This is a genomic window from Muribaculum gordoncarteri (assembly GCF_004803695.1).
GTDB lineage: Bacteria > Bacteroidota > Bacteroidia > Bacteroidales > Muribaculaceae > Muribaculum > Muribaculum gordoncarteri.
The window spans coordinates 1,830,834-1,850,618 of record NZ_CP039393.1 but is presented as its reverse complement, the minus strand read 5'-3'; the positions used below and the strand labels follow the sequence as shown (position 1 = coordinate 1,850,618).

General features: G+C 48.6%; 16 protein-coding genes and 1 pseudogene. 11 read left to right on the top strand and 6 right to left on the bottom strand.

Annotation, left to right across the window (positions count from 1 at the left end; translation table 11 throughout):
* Window positions 1-33: 33 nt before the first annotated feature.
* On the bottom strand, window positions 34-2,043 hold the full coding sequence (locus E7746_RS08205) for a fructose-1,6-bisphosphatase (RefSeq protein ID WP_136410504.1): 2,010 nt from the start codon (window positions 2,041-2,043) through the stop codon (window positions 34-36).
* 303 nt (window positions 2,044-2,346) lie between these two features.
* On the opposite strand from E7746_RS08205, the gene mltG reads away from it, so the two are divergent.
* Window positions 2,347-3,357, top strand: coding sequence for an endolytic transglycosylase MltG (gene mltG / locus E7746_RS08200; RefSeq protein ID WP_136410502.1), 1,011 nt, complete (start codon window positions 2,347-2,349; stop codon window positions 3,355-3,357).
* A 33-nt stretch (window positions 3,358-3,390) separates the two neighbouring features.
* Here mltG and E7746_RS08195 read toward each other — a convergent pair whose 3' ends face one another.
* Window positions 3,391-4,512 carry an AI-2E family transporter gene (locus tag E7746_RS08195; RefSeq protein WP_136410501.1) on the bottom strand — a complete coding sequence of 374 codons (1,122 nt, stop codon included), beginning with the start codon at window positions 4,510-4,512 and terminating at the stop codon, window positions 3,391-3,393.
* Window positions 4,513-4,613: 101 nt separating this feature from the next.
* Between E7746_RS08195 and E7746_RS08190 the strand changes: the two genes are divergently transcribed.
* The 9 genes and pseudogenes from E7746_RS08190 to E7746_RS08155 all read left to right on the top strand — a co-directional run bounded on the left by E7746_RS08190 (window position 4,614) and on the right by E7746_RS08155 (window position 14,448).
* Window positions 4,614-6,056 (top strand): MFS transporter, encoded by a 1,443-nt coding sequence (locus E7746_RS08190; protein WP_168184339.1) that lies wholly within the window; start codon window positions 4,614-4,616, stop codon window positions 6,054-6,056.
* A 107-nt stretch (window positions 6,057-6,163) separates the two neighbouring features.
* Window positions 6,164-6,958, top strand: a complete 795-nt coding sequence (locus tag E7746_RS08185) for a hypothetical protein (protein WP_136410499.1) — start codon at window positions 6,164-6,166, stop codon at window positions 6,956-6,958.
* Between the two features lie 142 nt (window positions 6,959-7,100).
* Window positions 7,101-8,351, top strand: a complete 1,251-nt coding sequence (locus E7746_RS08180) for a tyrosine-type recombinase/integrase (protein ID WP_136410497.1) — start codon at window positions 7,101-7,103, stop codon at window positions 8,349-8,351.
* The gene (locus E7746_RS08175; protein WP_168184338.1) at window positions 8,344-9,300 is read left to right on the top strand and encodes a tyrosine-type recombinase/integrase; all 957 of its coding nucleotides are present in this window, start codon (window positions 8,344-8,346) and stop codon (window positions 9,298-9,300) included. Before E7746_RS08180 ends, E7746_RS08175 begins: the two co-directional genes overlap by 8 nt.
* Window positions 9,301-9,338: 38 nt before the next feature.
* Window positions 9,339-9,632 (top strand): annotated as a pseudogene (locus E7746_RS15265) (site-specific integrase); the annotation flags it as partial.
* Between the two features lie 27 nt (window positions 9,633-9,659).
* The gene (locus E7746_RS08170; protein WP_238337377.1) at window positions 9,660-10,370 is read left to right on the top strand and encodes a tyrosine-type recombinase/integrase; all 711 of its coding nucleotides are present in this window, start codon (window positions 9,660-9,662) and stop codon (window positions 10,368-10,370) included.
* Between the two features lie 108 nt (window positions 10,371-10,478).
* The gene (locus E7746_RS08165) at window positions 10,479-10,859 is read left to right on the top strand and encodes a hypothetical protein (RefSeq protein ID WP_136410491.1); all 381 of its coding nucleotides are present in this window, start codon (window positions 10,479-10,481) and stop codon (window positions 10,857-10,859) included.
* Between the two features lie 38 nt (window positions 10,860-10,897).
* Window positions 10,898-11,323: a hypothetical protein gene (locus E7746_RS08160; RefSeq protein WP_136410490.1), complete on the top strand. Its 426-nt coding sequence runs from the start codon at window positions 10,898-10,900 to the stop codon at window positions 11,321-11,323.
* Window positions 11,324-11,514: 191 nt separating this feature from the next.
* A complete protein-coding gene (locus E7746_RS08155) occupies window positions 11,515-14,448 on the top strand; it encodes an outer membrane beta-barrel protein (protein WP_136410488.1) in 2,934 nt (977 codons plus the stop codon).
* Window positions 14,449-14,543: 95 nt separating this feature from the next.
* Here the strand turns inward: E7746_RS08155 and E7746_RS08150 are convergent, their stop codons facing one another.
* From E7746_RS08150 to E7746_RS08135, 4 genes are all read right to left on the bottom strand, one after another.
* Window positions 14,544-15,020 carry a PepSY-like domain-containing protein gene (locus E7746_RS08150; protein ID WP_136410487.1) on the bottom strand — a complete coding sequence of 159 codons (477 nt, stop codon included), beginning with the start codon at window positions 15,018-15,020 and terminating at the stop codon, window positions 14,544-14,546.
* An 85-nt stretch (window positions 15,021-15,105) separates the two neighbouring features.
* Window positions 15,106-16,905: a translational GTPase TypA gene (typA, locus tag E7746_RS08145; protein WP_136410485.1), complete on the bottom strand. Its 1,800-nt coding sequence runs from the start codon at window positions 16,903-16,905 to the stop codon at window positions 15,106-15,108.
* 174 nt (window positions 16,906-17,079) lie between these two features.
* The gene (trxA, locus tag E7746_RS08140; RefSeq protein WP_123396507.1) at window positions 17,080-17,397 is read right to left on the bottom strand and encodes a thioredoxin; all 318 of its coding nucleotides are present in this window, start codon (window positions 17,395-17,397) and stop codon (window positions 17,080-17,082) included.
* Window positions 17,398-17,484: 87 nt separating this feature from the next.
* Window positions 17,485-17,907, bottom strand: coding sequence for a hypothetical protein (locus E7746_RS08135; protein WP_136410484.1), 423 nt, complete (start codon window positions 17,905-17,907; stop codon window positions 17,485-17,487).
* Between the two features lie 70 nt (window positions 17,908-17,977).
* Between E7746_RS08135 and E7746_RS08130 the strand changes: the two genes are divergently transcribed.
* A complete protein-coding gene (locus E7746_RS08130) occupies window positions 17,978-19,783 on the top strand; it encodes an IS1634 family transposase (RefSeq protein WP_136409411.1) in 1,806 nt (601 codons plus the stop codon).
* Window positions 19,784-19,785: the final 2 nt, after the last annotated feature.

The following is a 19,785-nucleotide window of genomic DNA, read 5'->3' as shown; positions in this document are numbered from 1 at the left end:
AATTTAATACTATTCCGCGTAACTCACAACTCCTCAGCCGAGTTTCTTGGCACGCTCCTTTATGATTCCATGGCGATAGGCATAGAGGAGTTCGGTCAGCTCGTGTATCTGTCCCAGCAGCTCCTTTCCCTTGTCGGTGTCGCGCACTCTCATGCGCTGTGAGCTAAGCTCGACAATCTGAGTTGAGCTTACGATGTCGGTTCCGTTCTTGATGGCCTCCTCGGCCGATGTGAAGGGCTCGTGTTGCACGAGCTGGAACCCGCGGCTGTGGTAGACGAGCGTGTAGCCCGCGATTCCGGTGGTGTTGTGGTAGGCTTTGGCAAATCCGCCGTCGATCACCATCAGTTTGCCGTTGGCGCGTATAGGGGTTTCACCTTTGTTGGTGCGCACGGGTACATGTCCGTTTATTATGTGTCGGTGCTGTCCCGTCACTCCGAATGCGTCGAGAATCCTGTCGCACACCTCCTCGTTGTCGCGCAGTGTGTAGTAGTAGCCCTTCTCCTCCTTGTGGGTCGACTTATCGGTGAGGAAGTAGCGTTCAAATGTAGCCATCTTCGACTTGTCAAACAGCGGCGATTCCTGACCGCACCACAGATACCAGTAGTAGTCGATGGCGAAGTCTTTCTCGTCGGCCGGGGTGTCATCGTTGTAGGCCGAGCGCATCATCATGCCTATGCGGTGAAAGAGTTCGCGGCCCTTGTAACGCTGTCCGCGCAGGTCGACCTCCTTGAGCGAGCCGTCGGCGTTGAGCGGCATCGACGCGTGGAAGAGCAGGTTGGAGTTGTAGATGCCATACATGCACCCGTTGGTAAAGAGGCACTGCACGTGCTTCTTGAGCTTGTCGCTCACCTTGAATGAGTGGTGCAGCTTCATCACGAGGTCCTCCTCCTCGGGGGTGAGGCGGTAGGGGTCGGCCGGGTCGACTGTGGGGAAGTTGATGTCGCGCATCTCGTAGTCCTTGCCGTCGAGGGTAAACACCTTGCGGTCGAAGTCGATGTGCTCGAGCAGCTTGCGGTCGGCCATGTTCCACTCGGGGCGCTTGTCGATGAGGGCGGCTTCGAGCTTGAACTGTATTATGCTGATTGCCTTGTGCATCTGGGCGATGAGGCGTCGGGTCTTTTCGTTGTGGGTGGTGTCGTCGGTGTCGAGATGCGGGCCGAAGAAGTCGCACGGGTCGTCGCCGTAGGTTTCCATGGCGAATGTTGCGAGTGGCACGAGGTTGATGCCGTAGCCGTCCTCGAGCGTGGCGAGATTGCCGTAACGCAGTGAGAGTCGCAGCACATTGGCTATGCAGCAGTCGTTGCCGGCAGCCGCGCCCATCCACAGTGCGTCGTGGTTGCCCCATTGGATGTCAAACTGCCCGTAGTCGCACAGCGTATCCATGATTATGTGTGCGCCGGGGCCTCGGTCAAATATGTCGCCGAGTATGTGCAGCTGGTCGATGCTCAATCGCTGGATCACGTTGCATAGCGCCGCAATGAATGCGTCGGCCTGACCGGTGGTGATGATGGTTTCGATGATGCGGTTGAAGTAGGGCTGCTTGTTGTCGTCCGACGATGACTCGTGAAGCAGCTCCTCGATGATGTAGGCAAATTCTCGCGGGAGCGCCTTGCGCACCTTTGAGCGGGTGTACTTCGATGAAACGCTTTGGCACACCTTGATGAGCTGGTGCAGAGTTATGTTGTAGAAGTCGTCGAGGTCGTTTTCCGATGCTTTTATGTATTCAAGTTTGCGCTCGGGATAGTATATGAGCGTGCAAAGTTCCCTGATTTCCTGCTCGCGCATGGTTGTGCCGAATATCTCGGTGACCTTGCGCTTGATGTTGCCCGAGGCGTTTTTGAGGATGTGACGGAATGCCTCATGCTCGCCGTGGAGGTCGGCCACGAAGTGTTCGGTGCCTTTGGGGAGGTTGAGGATGGCTTCAAGATTGATTATCTCGGTGCTTGCCGAACTGACATCGTTGAAAGTTTGTGACAGGAGTTCGAGTACTCGACGGTCATTCTCGATTGTCTGGGGTGTTATTGTGGTATTTGGAGTCGACATGGTGTAAAGTGTTCATGAAGTAAGACAAATTTACAGAATAAAAAGTTTATCGGCAAGTGCCGAAGTCGATTTTTTGCGCGAAATGTAGTGGAGGAGTATGCCGAAGGCATTACATGTGTTTAACCGCGGGTGAGCGAAGCGTCATCCGTGGAAGGGAATGCATATCAGGAGGCTACCCCTTGTGGGTTGCATACCCATCAGCAGCTTTTTCGCTAACGCGAGGATTTTCGGAGGGGGCCGGGGATGGGAAAATGGGGGGATTTTTTCGTGGGATATTAACTTATTCGTATTTTTGTATCCGATATGAGTAAGAAGAGTATAATATGGTTATCGATAGTCGCGGCGGTGGCGGCGATTGCGATTGTGGGCGTGACCGTTTTTGTCGGATATACACGCGGTTACGACGGCGAGTCGGAGCAGTGGGTGTATGTGGGCAGCAATGCGTCGCCCGACGATGTGTCACGTGAACTTAAGCAGCGTCTTGGCGACACGGGTGCCAAGGCCGACAAGATAATGCGGCTTTCGGGCAAGGAGGCTGTAAACGGTGCTTATCTTATCGAACCGGGTATGTCGGCCATCGACATAGCACGGAAGATTTCGCGCGGCGCACAAACTCCGATTAAACTTACATTCAACAATATACGCACTCTCGACCAACTCGCGTCGAGGGTGGGCGAGAGGCTTGAACTCGACTCGCTGCAGTTTATGAAGGCGTGTGACGAGGTGCTTCCCGGTGCGGGATTCACCAAGCCTACCTATATAGCCGCGTTTCTGCCCGATACATACGAATTTTACTGGACGGCAAGTCCTGAAAGCGTGGTGAAGCGACTGCTTGACTACCGCAATCGATTCTGGAACGACGAGCGGAGGGCTAAGGCGAAGTCGCTCGGACTGACACCGGTGCAGGCGGCTACAGTGGCTTCAATCGCCGAGGAGGAAACCAATAACGCCGAGGAGCGAGGCGTGGTGGCGCGGCTCTATATGAACCGATTGAACCGTGGCATGCTGCTTCAGGCCGACCCGACGGTGAAATATGCGGTGGGCGATTTCGGGCTGCGTCGCATCACGGGTGCTCACCTCGCGGTGGCATCGCCCTATAATACCTATAAGAATCCGGGACTTCCTCCGGGACCCATCAGGATGCCGTCGGCGCGTACTCTCGACGCATTGCTCAAGTCGAAGCCTCACAACTACATATACATGTGTGCCAAGGAGGATTTCTCGGGACTGCACAATTTTGCAAGCGACTTTGCAACGCATCAGAAGAATGCGGCGAGATACCGAAAGGAACTGGATAGACGAAAAATCCGTTAAGCGTTATGGCATAACGGATTTTTTTATAAGGTGTTAAGTGGCAGTTTTTTTGTCGGGCTTGTCGTGCTTTTCAGCCCGGTGGGATACTACCGTGAGATATTCGTCGTAGTAAGCGAGCAGCAGGGTTGTGAGCGGCAGAGCTATGATGAGTCCGAGGAATCCGAGCAGCGAGCCCCACACCGATAGCGAGAGCAGGATTATCGCTGGGTTCAGTCCCATTGCCTTACCCATGATCTTGGGTGTAAGAAACAAGTCCTGAATGCACTGCACGATGCAGTAAACGGCCATGCACTCCCAGAATATGACCCAGAAGTCGATGCCGGAATCGACCGAACATACGAGGCACAGCAGGGTGGTGGGGACGAGTGATATCAACTGCAGGTAGGGAACCATGTTGAGCAGTCCTATGAACATTCCGAGTATTACGGCGAGCGGCATTCCGATGATGAGGAAGCCCACGCAGAAGAGCACTCCCACGCAGAACGATATGAGTGCCTGACCGCGGAAATAGTGGTTCATCGAGCGCTGGATGTCGTTGCCGATGCGGAACACCGTCTTGCGGTAGGCCGGGGGCACCATTCGGTGGAAGCTTTTGGAAAGACGCTCGTAGTCGAGCATGATGAAGATGACATAGAGGAAGACGATAAACCAGCTCAGCACGCCTATGATGAGGCTGATGCCGCTTGTGACAATCGACCAGGTGGAGCTGATGACGCTTTCAAACATCTTCATGCGATCCTCACGGCCAAGCAGTTGCGACAGATAGTCGAAGTCGATGTACTTCTTTATTATCTCATGTACGCTTTCGGGTAGAAACGGGGTGTCGATGCGCGTTTCGGAGTATTGACGCAGGAGATGGGCCATGTGTTCCATCTCCGACACAATCATGGGCACGAGCAGATAACATAACGCAATGAAAAGGAATGTAGCCTCAAAGAGGGTTACAAATATGGCTATGACTCTGCCTTTCAGATGAAGCAGCTGGCGGTTGAACTGGACGAAAGGCTCAAAGATGTAGGCGACGAGGCAGGCCACGAAAAAGGGCAGCAATACGCCACGCAGCGTATATATGAGCCACAGCACGGCAAATATCACCAGGCATGAGATAATCATGCGCACTACACGGTCAAAGGTAAACGGTTGGCGTGAATACATCGTAAATGGTAATTATTGTTACGAAATTAATGAATATTTCTGTCATTCTCATGATTTTGTTTAATTTTGTAGAAAATAATCACATTAATGCAAAACTTTAAATGACAACGAACGTAAAACAATACCTTAACGACAAGTGGTATGTAAGATGGGGTGCGTTGATACTTGTGGCATCGATGATGTTCTTTGCCTACATGTTTGTGGATGTAATGTCGCCCCTTCAGTCTTTGATTGAAACTCAGCGCGGATGGTCGCCCGATGCATTCGGATACTATGCCGGCGCCGAGTATATTCTCAATGTGTTCGGCTTCCTGATATTGGCCGGTATAATTCTTGACAAGATGGGCGTGAGGTTCACCGGAACGCTGTCGGCCTCGATAATGGTAGTGGGAGCCTGTATAAAGCTCTATGCGATAAGCGACTGGTTTCAGGGCACCGCACTCGACCACTGGTTGAGCTCTTGGTGGGTCAGCATGCCCGGCAGCGCGAAGCTTGCCGCATTCGGCTTCCTGATATTCGGTTGCGGCTGTGAAATGGCCGGAATCACCGTGTCGAAGGCCATTGCCAAGTGGTTTAACGGCAAGGAGATGGCATTTGCCATGGGTGCCGAGATGGCCATAGCGCGTATCGGCGTGTTTGCCATCTTCTCTATTTCGCCCCGTCTTGCCGACTGGATGGGCAAGGACGATCCCACAGTCGTAGTGCCTGTGGCATTCTGTACGGCTCTGTTGTGCATCGGACTCATCTGCTTCATCATCTTCACATTTATCGACCGTGCATTTGACAAGCAGCTTGACGCCGCCAAGTTGCCCGATGCTCCCGCCGAAGAGGAGTTCAAGCTCAGTGATGTAAAGAACATCTTCAGCAGCAAGCTCTTCTGGATTGTCGCCATGCTCTGCGTGCTCTACTATTCGGCTATATTCCCGTTCCAGCGTTACGCCGCCAACATGCTTCAGTGCAACCTCGGCATCGACGCCACCACGGCTTCCGACATATTCCGCTGGTTCCCCATCGGAGCTGCTGCCCTGACTCCGCTTCTGGGTATATACCTTGATGTAAAGGGCAAGGGTGCAACGATGCTTATCGTGAGTGCCGTGCTTATGATTATGTGTCACTGCACATTTGCATTGCTGCTTCCCGCATTCCCGAGTAAGGCATTGGCATTCAGCGCCATCATCGTGCTTGGCATATCGTTCTCGCTTGTTCCCGCCGCATTGTGGCCTTCGGTGCCCAAGATTATGGACGAGCGATTCCTGGGCAGTGCCTATTCACTGATATTCTGGGTTCAGAACATAGGCTTGTGCCTGTTCCCCATCCTCATCGGTAAGGTGCTCACCGCATCCAACCCCGGTGTCGACAACCCGATGGAGTACAACTACACCAATCCGATGCTCCTCTTTGCTTCGCTTGGAGTGCTTGCGTTGTTCTTCGGTATATGGCTCAAGGTGCTTGACAGCAAAAAGCACTACGGCCTCGAGAAGCCCAACATCGTATCCAACACCGAGGAGAAGGTATTTGAATCGGAGGGAGAAACATTTGAATAACGAGATACAAATCTTATAAAAACTTGCATGACAAAGGCTCCGGGATTGAAAATGTCCCGGTGCTTTTGTCATGATTTTAAGAGGAAAACCTTAAATTGTGATTGGCTATGAATCGGTTTGCGTGCTTATTCATTGTACTTGCGGCCTTGCTGTCGATGTTGTCGGGGTGTCATCGCAATGTGAGCGAAAAGCTTGCCACCATTGACCGGATGTGTGAAGAGGACATCGACTCGGCGGTGGCCATGCTCCATGCCCTTGGCAATCCTGATGATTTCAGTGCCCGTGACCGCGCGGTGTATGCATTGATGGTGTCGCGTGTAGGAAGCAGGGGAAAGTGGCCGGTAAACGATTCGATCATAGCTATAGCTGCCGATTACAACTGGAGCGACGAAGAGGCGGCCTATCGCCTGGAGAGTAACATGTGTTATGCCGAGTTGTGTTCCAAGCTCGGCTCCAGAGATGAATTTGTCGACGGAATGTTACGTGCGCTTGAGGCCGAGCGTGTAGCGCTTGAAATGAATGACAATGAGGCTTTGGGGCGCATTTACTTGGCGATGTCGATATTTTACAACAATATAGGTAAGGACGATGATGCGCTTAAGTATAGCGAACAGTCAATCAAGCACAGTAAATTGGCCGGGATAGATGCATATCGATTATTTCGTCAAAAGGCAATGTTGATTGTAAATATGCATCGTGATGCGGAGGCTGTGGCATTTTACGACAGCCTGAAGACAATTTATGCAGTCGACAGTGCCATAATGGTTAACCTGATATTCGGAGAGTTGAGAAGTCTTGTCAATATTGATTTCAACAGGGCGCAGGCCGAGATTGACAGGCTTAAGAGCATTGATGAGCGATTGGACAAGGATTTGTTCCAGCCATTTATCAAAAGCTTTTGATAATTGGGTTTATCTAAAGAATTATATAATCACTACTTTCAAAGTTAAAAATCAATAATAACCTATTAGTCAGCGGCAATCGCGATAACTATCTTGGGATAATATATGTATTACTTATAGAACCCCATAATATTGTCAAGATATGGAAAACACGATTATTCCCACTGATAGTTTGATAGAGGTTTGTGAAAAGGCTGTTGAGACCTTTCAATTGGCGACTGATGTCAAAAGTCGGTTTATGAGAGGGATTAGAGTGCTAAGCAGGCATTTACAGCAGGACGGTGTGTTAAATTATAAACCGGAAGAAGGAGAACGGTATATAGTTGAGATATTTGAACAAAACCTGTCTAAATACAGAAAGATGCAGATAATACCTGCAATCCGGGCTGTCAATGCCTATCTTAATGGTGAGGCGACCTATACGATTCCAAAGGCGCAACGCTATGTTCATAAATCCTATCGTTTTCCCGGAGATATTGGTACTGTTGCAGAACAGTTCATAAACGAACGCACAGACGAAAAACATCTAAGCCTGAATACTGTTCGACAATATAAAAGAGTCCTCAGCAAATTTGCGGTTCTTATGGAGCTAAGGCATAGAACGCTGTGGGATTTATCCGAAGCAGACATTGTCGCGTTCATTGGTTCGACCCACAACAGTGATTTCGACAGGCTTTCTATACTTCGGTTCTTTATGTCTTATTTATACGACAACAAGATTACAACCACAGATTTGAGCCATCCGTTGATTGGGAAATCGAGAAGAAGGCCGACAAAATTACCTTCATACTATGAAGCGCACGAAATAGCCTCCATAGAAAATGCCATATGCAAGAGCGGCAAGAAAGGACTCAGAGACTATGCCATGATACTGTTGGCATCCAGACTTGGATTGCGCAGCTCGGATATATTAGATCTTAAATTATCTGATATAGACTGGGATGCCAATGTTTTACGGATAATGCAGCATAAAACGAGAGCCCCGATTGAGTTGCCCCTGATTCCAATTGTAGGGAATGCTATAGCATCATATCTAAGATACGGGCGACCAAAATCAACCCTTAAAAATGTTTTCCTTACCTGTAATTTCCCCGTAAGACCTCTTATGGAAGGTACATTCCGTGAAATCGTGGTGGAATATATGCGTAGGGCCGGTGTGGGATATGATGGCAAACATCACGGCCCCCATAGTCTTCGCCACAGTCTTGCATCACGGATGTTAAAAAATGGGGTGGCGATGCCTGTAATTTCAGAAGCCCTCGGACACCAGTCCACAGACACCACCATGTCCTATCTCGCAATTGATAATGAATCATTGCTTCTCTGTGCAAATGACGTGGTATTGGTCAAAGAAAGTTTTTACACACAAAAGGACAAGTATTTTTATGGATAGCAATAGAGTTTTCAACAGTGTCCTCGCCGCATACCTGAAAGGATACATAGCGGAGAAGGAGTCCCTATGCCAAAGCACAGAATCGTCTTATTGGTGCCTGCATGAATTTGACAAGTATCTAATTGAAATTGGACATGCCGGTCTCAACATATCCAAGCGTACATATGATGGATGGCTTGAATGGGCATCTATAAATCGAAAAAGATCCACGATACACTGCAAGGTTCTAATCCTCACATCCTTTATGAAATATATGTGCTCAATGGGTAATGATTGCTACGTTCCTCCACCGCATAAAAACCACGCATCGGATTTTGTTCCGTATATATTCTCAGATGAAGAAATAGGGCGTATATTTGAAGCCAGTGACAATCTGGCTCTTGCATATTATACCGGACACAACACTGTGCTTTTCTCAATGCCCGCTTTAGTCCGGTTCCTATATAGCACGGGCGTCAGAATATCAGAGGCTCTTGCTATAAGAAACAAAGATGTAAATTTTGACAAGAGACAGATTTTAATTGAAGGCCTCAAAAATAAAATGCAACGTCTGGCGCCAATCAACCAGTCTCTTGAGAAAGTGCTTAAACAATATCTTCAATATAGAAACATGTTACCGGTTCCCGGAATTGATGAGCCGGAGGGTTTTATGTTTGTTTCAGGATTAGGACGGCAAATCAAAAGGAATACAGTTTCAAAATGGTTCAAAAAAATCATATTGGCTGCCGATATACCCTATAATGGTCAACAGGAAGGACCAAGAATCCATGATTTGCGTCATACGGCCTGCGTTCATGCGATGTCCCGTCTTGTGTCAAAGGGCTACGATATATATTGCGCTCTTCCGATGCTTGCAAGATATATGGGACATAAAAATCCCACAAGTACCGAGTCTTATGTCAGATTGACACAAAGCATGTATCCGGATGTATTGCTGGCGATTCCTTGACTCAGACTATTCTTCATAAATCTCTTAATTCAAAGGATATGATACATAAGAATAATTATCTTGACTTTGCAATATGTCTGGAAAAGTTCTTTTCTGACTATCTGATAAAGGAGCGTGGCGCGAGCAACCATACTATACGCTCTTACCGTGATACGTTTATATTGCTGATTGATTACTTGTCAAAAGAAAAAAGTATAAAGCCGTACAATATATGCTTCAGTCAGATTGGGAAAGAATGTGTCTTGGAATTTCTTGACTGGCTCGAGTGTAAGCGGGACTGCACACCGGGGACAAGGAATCAGAGATGTGCTGCGTTACGCTCGTTTTTTCGATATATAATGTATCTCGACCCTACACATATGTCCCAATGGAAAGAAATATGTAAAATCAGGCTGAAGAGATATGTGAAAGGCTCGTTGGCATATGTGTCAGTGGAGGCATTGAAATGTCTTTTGGATTATGTGCCGGTAGATACCCGAAAAGGGAGAAGGGACTTGGCAATGCTGACTTTAATGTACCAAACAGGGGCGCGTGTTCAAGAAATAATCGACTTGACTCCAGCATCAATTAGGCTGTCAAAGCCATTCACCGTCGAACTTCTCGGAAAAGGTTCCAAAAAACGAATAGTCCCGATTGATGGGAATTCGATGGAACTTGTGAGTTGCTATATCAAAGAAAATAATCTTGATGATTGTGCCAAACGTGTTTTCCCTTTGTTCTTTAATTGTTGGGGCGAGAGGTTGTCAGCAGCCGGAGTTGCATATATTCTTGAAAAATATTATTCTATGGCAAAAAAGGAACATGAAGATTTGTTCCCAGACAAGATAAGCCCTCATGTATTGCGCCATTCAAAAGCGATGCATTTACTGCAATCAGGCGTAAACTTGGTATATATAAGGGATATCCTTGGTCATGCATCTATTAAGACTACAGAAATATATGCAAGAGCGGATTCCAAGTATAAACGAGAGGCATTAGAAAAAGCCTACGTTGATGTGTGTAACGTCCATACGGAATGTGAATGGGAAAAAGATGATAAACTCAAACAGTTTCTCAAAAGTTTGGCATAGATTATAATCACAAGAATTTATATAAAAGACTATTGATTTTACAGGTGCTTATTTCAGATATACTGACTAAGTATTGATTATATAACTCTTTAGATAAAATATGAGTTGGTGCTTGCCGTAAACCAGAGAAAATTTGACGATGCGCGACGCTATCTTGAATTGTCGCGTGAAGCTATAGGCAATTACTGCCTTGGCGATCCTAAAGGAGCAGTGTTCTATGAATATGTAATAGAAAAAGAGAGCGGAAACTATAAGAGAGCGCTTGATCTGTATTCGGAATATGTGACCGATAATACCGGTATTGGAAACAGTATCGACAACATGAATAATGTTGTAATAGATTACCGTAAGGCCCAGGCTGAACGCCTCAACAAGATTGCCTACAAGGCCAAAAAGCGATTTTGGCTGGCTGTTGGCGCTATTGTAGCTATAGTAGCGATGAGTATAGGGGGTATTACATCTATCGCCGTCGTAAGAACAATGAGATAGAGCACCTGATCGACACGGTGCAGGAGTTGTCGCACGAAGTGAAAAGTCGCCGAAATTCGATAGATGCGCTTGTAAGGGAGCGTTTCCTTACCATCAATTCGCTTTGCGACGATTACTTTGAGTTATCGGACATGCCCGGTGACTCGCATCTGAAGAATGCGATATTCAAGAATGTCAAGACCCGAATAAAAGAGATGAGCAGCGCATCGTTCAGAAATCAGCTTGCCGAAAGATTGAACGACGACCTAAACGGAGTTGTCGATCGGTTTGAGGCGCAGTTGCCCGAGCTGTCGGCCGACGACCGCGTTGTATTCATCTACTCGGCGGCCGGATTTTCAATCAAGTCCATAGGCTTATTCCTCAACTTGAAGAAGTCGAGCGTGTACACTCGCAGGCGTCGTCTTCGTGAAGCGATTGAGTCGTCGCAGGCTGTCGACAAGGAGGAGTTTATATCGTTTCTTTAGATAATTGATTGAAATAGAGTTGATTGCTGCAATGATTTGATAGTCAGCCGCTTATTGGGGTTGGAATTATTTGGAGAGTATATGTGCTGATAATCAGTGGATTATGCTGTGTTTTGAATAACAAATAGCGGCTTATAATATGTGCCGAATCGGGATGATGGAGCTAATTTTGCATAAAAACCATTCATCCAATGAATACTTTAAACAATATCATCAAAATTTTTACAGTGCTGGTTATGATGCTGCCGGCACACTCGGTTTTGTCGGCTCAGGGACAATCGGACAATAAGGATAAAATCGGGCTTATGGGAAAAGTTTATGATCGCATGACCAGTCATGAGTTGCCCGGAGCAATAGTGACTCTGCTCAGAAGTGACAGCAGCGAGGTGGCTCAATGCAAGGCTTTATCAAGGACAATGTACGGCTCTGAGAGGATTGAGGAGCACTCCGATTTCTATCTGCGGGTGCCGAAAGTAAACGGCGATTACATACTGAGGGTGACTCATGAGGGATATGACACGCTCTATGTCGACTATAAACTGAAGAATCTCGGCCGTCGAGAGCGCGAAAGGTTGGTAAACGGCCTCTACATGAGCCGACACACAACCCGTAAACTCGGCGAAATCACGTTTACGGCCACTAAGGTGAAGTTTTACAATCGAGGCGACACGCTGGTCTATAATGCCGATGCATTTCAGCTTCCCGAGGGATCGATGCTTGACGCGCTTATAAAGAAGCTGCCCGGAGTCGAGATTCGTGACAACGGACAGATATATGTCAATGGAAAGTTTGTGGAGAGCCTGCTGCTTAACGGCAAAGACCTGTTTGGCTCCAACAAGAACCTGATGCTTGACAATATCGGAGCCTATACTGTGAAGACAGTCGAGGTCTACGACAAGCGTGGCGACAGGAGCGAATTTCTTAACCGTGACCTGCCGGGCGACATCAGATATGTGATGGATGTGAAGCTCAATAAAGAGTATATGGCGGGAACGATGCTCAACGTTGAGGGCGGTATAGGGACTTCCGACCGTTATCTTGGACGAGTATTTGCCATGCGCTACACCAATAATTCACGCATAACCCTTTACGGCAATGTGAACAATCTTAACGACAGCCGCAAGCCGGGCGAGAACAACACGTGGACTCCCGACAAGATGCCCTCGGGTGTACGCACCGAGCGTAACGGTGGTATTGACTATAGTGCCGACAATCCGTTGCACACGTGGGATGTGTCGGGCAACGTTCAGGTGTCGCATACATCGTCAAACGAGGATGTCACGATAAACCGCACCAACTTCCTGCCCGGAGGCAATACCTACTATTACGTTTACAACACGGCCCGCAACAAGAACCTTGCCGTGTCGACATCTCACCGATTCTACATGCGCAATCTCGGCAAGACGGTTCAGTTCAGCGTGTCGCCCTACTTCAATTATCGCAAGAACGACGATCTCGGCGATAATGTGGCCGCGACATTTGACTCCGAGCAGCAGGAGATCGACAAGTCGTTGATTGAAGGGATATATGAAAGCTCGGCAGGCTCAATGCGCTCGGCAATCGTAAACCGCAGCATCGACAGGGCCAAGAGCAACGGCACGGGCTACGATACGGGATTGAGCTTCTACTCGGGATTGAGCATACCCGGAGGCCCCGATTACATAGAGATAAACGGCGAGGCCCAGATGACACGCCGCCGGCTTGACCGGTTTTCAAGCCTCGGCATTGACTACGGCTCCGGCCCCGAGTCGTCGCAGAGCCTCAACCGTAAGTTTCGCGAGCAACCTGTACGTGACATGAGATTGAAAGGCAAGCTTTCATACTTCTATTTCCCGGTCAACGGAGTTTCGCTGCAGCTTGACTATGACCTTGAGTGGAAGAAATCGCGCAAGCTTTCGGAGATGTATCGCCTTGAGGCTCTCAGCTCGGTTGACGGAACCCGCGACGAGGAGCTGGAGTCGATACTTGACCCCGGCAACAGTTACGTAAGCGATGCCCGTGACATGATTCACCGCATAGTGCCCACGTTAGTGTTTCAAAAGAAGAACACCAAGGCCGGCAATATATGGATTCAGGCGCGTTTCCCCGTGTCGATGATACACCGCACACTCGATTACCGACGCGGAAAAATAGACACCGCTATTGTGAGCAACACGGCCACGGTGTCGACCGATCTTATGAATACATTTGTGCAGTGGAAGCTGCGTAATCCGGCCCACACTCTATTCCTGTCAATCGATTTCAAGCCTGAACTTCCATCGCTTGTCGACATGGTAGACATGCGCGACGACATCGACCCGCTCAACATTTATGAAGGGAATTCAGGGCTGAAGAATGCCTATAATCAGTCGTACGGCTTGTCATGGAGTTACGAAAAAATGTTTGGCGGAAGCAAGCAATTTTACAACACATTGTCGTTCTACTATAAGCCTGTAGCCAATGCGCTGACAAGAGGTTACCGATATGACAGTGCGACGGGAGTGCGCACCTATAAGACCTATAACGTGAGCGGCAACCGCAGCATTGAGGCAAATCACAACTTTTTCCTGTACTTCGGAAACAGGGGCCAGTTTGTGTTGTCAAACATACTGAACGGTACATGGAGCAATGTAGGCGACTATATAGGCGAGGATTCGGAGCCGATGCGTCAGTCGGTCAAGAATTTCTTCCTGAACGACAGGCTGGGACTGCAATGTCAGATAGGACGACAGTCCATCACGGCTTCGATTGACCTGACCCGCAGAAACACAAGCTCGTCACGTGCCGGATTCACACCGATACACGCCACCAACATCAACTACTCGCTCAGCGGAGTGTTCAAGCTGCCATGCAACTTCGGATTGTCGACCGACTTGAACCTCTACACCCGCCGAGGCTACATGGACGAGATGATGAACACCACCGACTTTGTGTGGAACGCAGGCGTGACATACACGGCAGCCAAGGGTGCGCTCGTGTTCATGCTCGACGGATTTGACCTTCTGCACCAGCTGAACAATGTGACATACGCCGTAAACGCGCAGGGCCGCACCGAAACCTATCGCAACATCCTGCCGCGCTACCTGTTGCTGCATATTCAGTACCGATTCAACTTCATGCCCAAGAAAGCTAAGAGTCGGCTCTAAATGATAATTTGACCTGATGTGAAAAGCACAAAAAGCGGATGCAGCCTGACGGGTCGCATCCGCTTCTTTTCATGATAGAGTAGATTTATATTAGTTTAATTGTCGTGATTCACTCTGAGAACCTTGCCTGCGGCGTCGAAGCGGTAGTCGTCGATTGTGTGGTGACGCACTTCGACTTTGTAGCCCTTGGATGAATTATACTCAATCTCTTCAACCGAATTGATGAGGTCGTTGTCGGTAAGAGTCTTAACGGCACTCTTAGGCAGAAGGTCGTTGATAATCGACTGCGACAGGAAAGCATTGTCGGGGGCGTCGATGCCTGTGCATTTGCCCTTTGAGTCGAAATCGATGTCGGTTCCGTCGGTCAACTCTATTTCGTAGGAGTTGGACCAGAATTTCTTTTCGTACTTGGCGATGGTGGTATTGCCGAAATGTTGCTTAATGAAGGACTTAGCCTCGACGGGAAGTTCAGCACTCTCAACCGAAATAGCCTGTCTGGCGTTCACTCCGATGAATGCTGCCGCAACTACGGCTGCAATAGCCAGAACTGTTCTTTGAATAAATCGATACATAATAAAAAATGTCTTATAGTTGATATTGACTATAAGACATTTAATATTAGTTTAAGTTCAGGCTGTTAGCTGTATTTACACAATTTTATTGTTTGTTAGCGCGTTTGCGTTCAAGTTCGTCGAGAATAATCTTGCGTAGTCGCAGGTGGTGGGGTGTTACTTCGACATATTCGTCCTCCTTGATATATTCGAGCGCTTCTTCCAAGCTGAATACTACGGGCGGGATTATGCGGGCCTTGTCGTCGGCTCCCGAAGCACGCATGTTGGTGAGTTTCTTGGACTTGGTGACATTTACCACGATGTCGTTGTCCTTGGCGTTTTCGCCCACAACCTGTCCGGCATATACCTCTTCCTGAGGGAAGATGAAGAATCGTCCGCGATCCTGAAGCTTGTCAATTGCGTAGGCATAGGCGGTTCCGGCCTCCATTGCGATGAGAGAGCCGTTGGTGCGTCGCTCGATGTCGCCTTTCCAGGGTTGATATTCAAGGAATCGGTGAGCCATGATAGCTTCTCCGGCTGAGGCGGTGAGCACGTTGTTGCGCAGTCCGATGATGCCTCGCGAGGGAATCTGGAACTCGATGTGCAGACGGTCGTTCTGGGTGTTCATCGACACCATTTCGCCACGGCGGCGAGTAACCATGTCGATGATCTTGCTCGAGTACTCCTCGGGAACGTTGATTGTGAGAAGCTCGACCGGCTCGCACTTCTGTCCGTCGATCTCCTTTATGATAACCTGGGGCTGTCCCACCTGAAGTTCATAGCCTTCGCGGCGCATTGTTTCGATGAGCACCGACAAATGCAGCACACCACGGCCGTAGACTGTCCAAACATCCTCGTGGGGAGCCTTGCTCACACGCAGCGCGAGGTTGCGGTCGAGCTCGCGTGTCAATCGGTCGGCAATGTGTCGTGAGGTTACGAATTTTCCGTCCTTACCGAAGAATGGCGAGTCGTTGATTGTGAATGTCATCGACATTGTGGGCTCGTCGATGGCGATGCGGGGCAGGGGTTCGGGATTGTTTATGTCGGAAACGGTGTCGCCGATTTCAAATCCTTCGATTCCCACAAGTGCGCAGATGTCGCCCGAGCTTACTTCGCTGACCTTCTTTCGACCCATTCCCTCAAATGTGTGCAGCTCCTTTATGCGCTGCTTCACAACCGAGCCGTCGCGCTTGCAGAGGGCAATGTCCATGCCTTCGCGAAGGGTGCCGCGATGTACGCGTCCTACGGCTATTCGTCCCACATAGTTGGAGAAGTCGAGCGATGTTATGAGCATCTGGGGGGCGCCTTCGAGAGTCTGGGGAGCGGGGATGTGCTCGATTATGGTATCAAGCACGGGGAGAATGTTGTCGGTGGGCTTGCGCCAGTCGGTCGACATCCAGCCCTGCTTGGCCGAACCGTAGACTGTGGGGAAGTCGAGCTGCTCCTCGGTAGCGTCAAGGTTGAACATCAGATCAAACACCATCTCCTGTACTTCGTCGGGGCGGCAGTTGGGCTTGTCGACCTTGTTGATCACCACAACGGGCTTCAGTCCCATCTGTATGGCTTTTTGCAGCACGAATCGAGTCTGGGGCATGGGACCCTCGAAAGCGTCGACAAGCAGCAGGCATCCGTCGGCCATGTTCAGCACTCGCTCCACTTCACCGCCGAAGTCGGCGTGTCCCGGGGTGTCAATAATATTGATTTTATATCCTTTGTAGTTGATGGATACATTCTTGGACAGGATTGTTATGCCACGTTCACGCTCAAGATCGTTGTTGTCAAGTATAAGCTCGCCGGCATTCTGATTTTCGCGGAACAGGTTTCCTGCAAGCAGCATTTTGTCCACCAATGTGGTCTTGCCATGGTCAACGTGTGCGATAATGGCAATGTTTCTGATGTTCTGCATATAGATTTTCAATTTCGACTGCAAAATTACTATGTTATTAAACATAAAACAAGAACATCCCGAAAAAAGTGACTGTAAAACCGCCAACTTTCTTGCTCGACGGCCCCATTTGGGTATATGACAAGAGCCCGACAATAGCCGGGCTCTTAGTTGTGATTGCTAAACGGAAGATTATTAGCCGATGAGGGCGTTGATTTTGTCCTCGAGGGTCGACTTGGGCTGTGAGCCGGCAAGACGGTCTACAAGCTTTCCTTCCTTGAAGAAAAGGATTGTGGGAATCGACATAATGCGGTGCTCGGCTGTGAGGTCGCTCTGCTCGTCGATATTGTACTTGCCGATGACGGCTTTGTCGCCAAACTGCTCGGCGAGCTCGTCGATAATGGGGCTCATGCGAACACAGGGTCCGCACCAAGTGGCCCAACAGTCAATCACTACAGGCTTTCCGCTTGCGATAAGTTCTTTTACGTTCTGGTCGGTAAATTGAGTTGCCATGATTTACGATGATGTGTATAGGTTGAAATTAAATGTATATTCTTTTCCGTTGACAAAATTATGAAAGAAATATGAACTTGCCAAGTATTATCCTCTCATTACTTCATAATCCATTTCCATTTCGTCGAGAGTGTCGAGCAGATTCTTTGTGATGGGAATCTTTACGCCTGAGGCGAGCTTGACCGAGCGGTTGAGCTCGGTGTCGCGCACCCTGAGGAAAAGGTCGCCACGATTGGTGGTCGACGACTTTATCATGTCGTTGATTATTCCGTGGAAATTTTCGGTGACCTTGTCGGCGTTGATGTTGATGGTTATTCCGTTGACAAGCTGACCCTTGGCCTCTTCAAGCAGTTTGATGCCGGTTATCTGGAAGCGCACATCGCTGTTGCGGAACCGTCGACCGTAACGGCCGTGGATGAGCAGGGGCGTTCCTATCACACCGTATTTTCCGTAGTCGATGAAGTCCGGTAGTTTGACAGTTGCATTTTCATGAATCTTTTTTGCTGGCACGCTTGCACGTGTCAAATTTTATTACTATCTTTGTAGCACCGTGTAGCAATCAACGGCAGGGCGGCATAATATGAAGCTGAAAATAACCAAGACAAAAAAGACTTCCATCCTTTATGTACAGAAGGCATACAGGGACAAGAACGGCAAAAGTACCTCAAGAATCCATGAGCGCCTTGGAACGCTTGAGGAAGTTCGTCAGAGATGCGGAGACAGAGATCCTGTTGAATGGGCCAGGGGATATATCGCCAGGCTTACGGCACAGGAGAAGGAGGGCCGGCAGGTGATAATATCACGTCTGTCGCCCACAAAGCTTATTGAAAAAGGCGAGGCTCAGAGTTGCGAGAGCGGATATCTGTTTCTTAAACGGCTGTACCATAAGGTCGGGATGGACAGGATATGCGAGGCAATCTCACGTAAACATAAGTTCGACTTCGATTTCAACAAAGTTCTGGAGCTGATGGTCTACGAACGGCTTTTGAGACCGGCTTCAAAACTAGGTAATTATCGCAGGAGCGGAAGCTATATCGAGCCTTTTGATATAGAAAAACAGCATATCTACAGGAGTCTGGATATCCTGGACAGACACGGTGAATACATCCAGAAGAGACTTTTCCTTAATTCGTCAAAGGTTGTCGAACGGGATACGACCGTCATGTACTATGACTGCACCAACTATTTTTTCGAGAGAGAATCTGCCGATCCGGACTATGTGACAGACAAAAAAGGGAACGTTCATGAACGTATACGCAAGTACGGAGTCTCCAAGGAACATCGACCGAACCCCATCGTACAGATGGGTATGTTCATCGACAACTCCGGCATGCCGGTTGCGATGTGCATCAATCCCGGCAATGCCAACGAACAGACTACCTTGATTCCAACTGAAAAGATTATAGTTGAGAAGATGGGGGTCAGCAAGATTGTAGTCTGTACAGACGGAGGTCTCTCTTCTGAAGGCAACCGGTCATATAACTCCACAGCAGAAAGATCATTCATAACGGTGCAGTCAATAAAGAAACTGGAGGATAATCTCAGGGACTGGTGTCTGGAACCGACAGGATGGAAACTTGTAAAGTCCGACACGGTACAAAAAGACAAGCGGTACCGGGATGCAGACGAGGATGAACTGGAGTTTGACCTGACTGATGCCGATACTGCCCGTTATTACGGAGACCGCACTTTTTATCGCGAGCGTTGGATTGTCAATGAAAAGACAAAGTTCTCTCAAAGATTGATTGTGACATTTTCATACAAATACCGCGACTACCTCCGATTCCTGCGTCAACGCGAGATTGACAAGGCTGACAGCAATGCACGTGGAAACAGGACATTGACCAAATCTTATAAGAGCCCTGACAGGTTCCTTTCCGAGACCTACGCCACAGAAGACGGCGAGGTTGCGGTATTCAGAACCGTCTCCCTGAATCTTGACGCCATATCAGAAGAAGAAAAATATGACGGCTTCTATGCGATATGTACGGATCTGTCTGACAATGTGACGAAAATCATCGAACTGAACCATAACCGCTGGGAGTCGGAGGATGCCTTCAGGGTCATCAAGACTGACTTCAAGGGTCGACCCGTCTTCGTCTGGACGGCGGAACACATAAGGGCCCACTTCATTGTCTGCTTTATCACACTACTGCTCTTCAGAATAATGGAAAAGGAACTGAACTATAAATACACATCCTCCGCTATAATTGAGAAACTACGGTCAATGACTATGAACATAGTCAAGGGAGAAGGCTACAAGCCTAACTTCACACGGGATGATCTTACCGATGACCTACATGCCAAAGCCGGCTTCAGACTCGACACCGAGATTGTTACTCGTCAGAAAATCAAACAGATTATTGCTAATATTAAAAAAGGTTAAAT